Below are 1,398 nucleotides of genomic sequence, written 5' to 3'. Positions count from 1 at the left end.
TGTTATCCGGCATTTTATCTGGTCCTAAACCATACCGCATTCAATCAAATTAAAAAGAGGCACAGCATAAATTATTCTGATGGATTTTACATCGGATTGCTTTACGCTGTGCCTCTTGTGTTATCATAATGATTGTCGCATAAAGAAATAGCAGGCCTGCACCCTGGAAAAGTCTGGCCTGCTACTGCTCACATACACAGGTAACCCTGTGTCTATTCACAATACTATGATAACCATTTTTGTCAGGGATTGCAATCAGATTTCTCAATCCTTTTATGATTCTGTTATTTTTGACCTTCAGCTTCACCAGCTGACCTGTTCCTGTTCTCATTCGGCCTGTTTGTCGGTTCATGGTTACTACTGGAGGTCCGTAAAGCTGCCTTCCGGAACTCTCCGGCTCCGTGTCTGCCGGGTGAGATGCTCCGAATGCGGTACTACCCATGCACTTCTTCTATCCTCCATGGTTCCCTACTCTCAGGTCCTTCTTTCCGACCAGCAGAGGATCTGCAATGACTACGAAGAAGGGCGTAGCGTCAGCATAGTCTGTGAGAGCAATCCATCCATTGATGAAAACAACGTCAAATCCATACTCCGAAACTACAGGCTCTGCTGGAGAGAAAAGCTGCGCTCTCTTAAGATCCACCTCTTTCCCCTGGACGATCTGATCCTTTCCTGTTTTTCGGATTATTCGTCACAGTTCATGCAGATACATCTGCGGGTCAACAAACTTTTTTCCTATACCACATAACCTTACCCGACAGTGCCTCTATTGTCCCTTACAATAAAGAAAAACCCTAAGGAGGCCTGACTTATGGAACAGGAAAAGAAACAGGCAGTCGCCCTCATGCGCTATTCAGCGATTGCTCCACTCATTACAGGCACCCAGGAAGACTATGAATCCCTGAGTGCTTACTTTCGTACCGTTTCGGCGAAAGGGATCAAGGCACCGGATGGTTCCCTTCGCCACTATTCTCCGGGAACTTTGGAAAAATGGTACTTTTCTTACAAGAAATCCGGTTTTGATGCCTTGGTTCCCACCGGACGGTCTGACTGCGGTGTAAGCCGGAAGATCGATGAAGACCTGAAAGAGCAGATCATCTATCTCAAGCATCATTATCCCCGGATGTCTGCAGCTGCGATCTATAAACAGCTCCAGGATAACGGCAGCATCCGCTCCGGACAGCTCTCGGAATCTACGGTCTGCCGTTTCATTAATCAGCTCGTCTTACAGGAACGTCTGACCAACAATCAGGATATGCGGCGTTACGAAAGGCCCCACATCAATGAAGTATGGTGCGGTGATTCCAGTGCCGGCCCTTATCTGAAAACCGAGGATGGAAAGAAGCACCGTGTTTATGTGATTGCGCTGATCGATGATGCCAGCCGCTTTATCCTTGG

The 1,398-nt window shown here is 47.4% G+C and carries 2 protein-coding genes and 1 pseudogene; 2 read left to right on the top strand and 1 reads right to left on the bottom strand.

Annotated features, from left to right (window positions below):
- Nucleotides 1-181 precede the first annotated feature (181 nt).
- Nucleotides 182-442 (bottom strand): hypothetical protein, encoded by a 261-nt coding sequence (locus ACTNEW_RS16220; RefSeq protein WP_441062845.1) that lies wholly within the window; start codon nt 440-442, stop codon nt 182-184.
- On the opposite strand from ACTNEW_RS16220, the gene ACTNEW_RS16215 reads away from it, so the two are divergent.
- Nucleotides 341-748 carry a DUF6431 domain-containing protein gene (locus tag ACTNEW_RS16215; RefSeq protein ID WP_441062843.1) on the top strand — a complete coding sequence of 136 codons (408 nt, stop codon included), beginning with the start codon at nt 341-343 and terminating at the stop codon, nt 746-748. The two genes, ACTNEW_RS16220 and ACTNEW_RS16215, sit on opposite strands and share 102 nt — an antisense overlap.
- 63 nt (nt 749-811) lie before the next feature.
- Nucleotides 812-1,398: pseudogene (locus ACTNEW_RS16210) on the top strand (IS481 family transposase); the annotation flags it as partial.

This window comes from Blautia sp. HCP3S3_G3 (genome assembly GCF_052063365.1).
GTDB lineage: Bacteria > Bacillota > Clostridia > Lachnospirales > Lachnospiraceae > Blautia_A.
Note: the sequence above shows the minus strand (reverse complement) of the source record. Positions and strands in the feature narration are given on the sequence as shown.